This is a genomic window from Mitsuaria sp. TWR114 (genome assembly GCF_007997345.1).
On sequence record NZ_VOSR01000775.1, the window covers coordinates 1 to 898 of the forward strand.

Below are 898 nucleotides of genomic sequence, written 5' to 3' on the forward strand. Positions count from 1 at the left end.
GGTGCTGGCGCTGGACGCGACGACGGGCCGCGAGCTCTGGCGCTTCGATCCGCAGGTGCGCGGTGAACTCGCGCTGCAGCACCTGACCTGCCGGGGCCTGTCCTACCAGCCGCCGCCCGATCCGATGGCCGCCGCCGGCGCGCAGGCACCGGCCTGCGCGGCCAAGCTCTTCATGCCGACGGCCGACGCGCGCCTGATCGCGCTGGATCCCGCCTCCGGCAAGCCTTGCCCCGCTTTCGGCCGGCAGGGCGCGGTCGACCTGTGGGCCGGCATGCCCAACGCCAAGCCGGGCGCGTACTACTCGACCTCGCCGGTGGTCGTCACGCGGCGGCTGGTGATCGTCGGCGGCACGGTGCTGGACAACGCGTCGGTCAAGGAACAGTCCGGCGTGATCCGCGCCTACGACATCGAGACCGGCGCGCTGGTCTGGAACTGGGACTCGGCCAACCCGGATGCGACCGCGCCGCTGCCGGCCGGACAGACCTACACGGCCAACTCGCCCAACAGCTGGTCGGTGGCCAGCGTGGACGAGGACCTCGGCCTGGTCTACCTGCCGATGGGCAACCAGCCGCCCGACCAGTGGGGCGGCAAGCGCTCGGCGGCGGTGGAGCGGCATTCGTCCTCGGTGGTGGCGCTCGACCTGGCGACCGGCAAACTGCGCTGGGTCTTCCAGACGGTCCACCACGACCTGTGGGATTACGACGTGCCCGCGCAGCCGGTGCTGGTGGACCTGACGGTGCGCGCGCCCGGGTGCCGGCGCTGGTGCAGCCGACCAAGCAGGGCGAGCTGTTCGTGCTCGACCGCCGCGACGGCCGGCCCCGCGGCGCGGGCGCCGGGCCTGCTGGTTTCAGGTCGCTTTCCTGGTCCATGGATGCCCTCCTGGTGCTCAACACTGCCC

Annotated in this window: 1 pseudogene; it reads left to right on the forward strand. The window is 72.7% G+C overall.

What is annotated here, in order from left to right:
• Positions 1-898 (forward strand): annotated as a pseudogene (locus FUT87_RS24000) (PQQ-binding-like beta-propeller repeat protein); the annotation flags it as partial.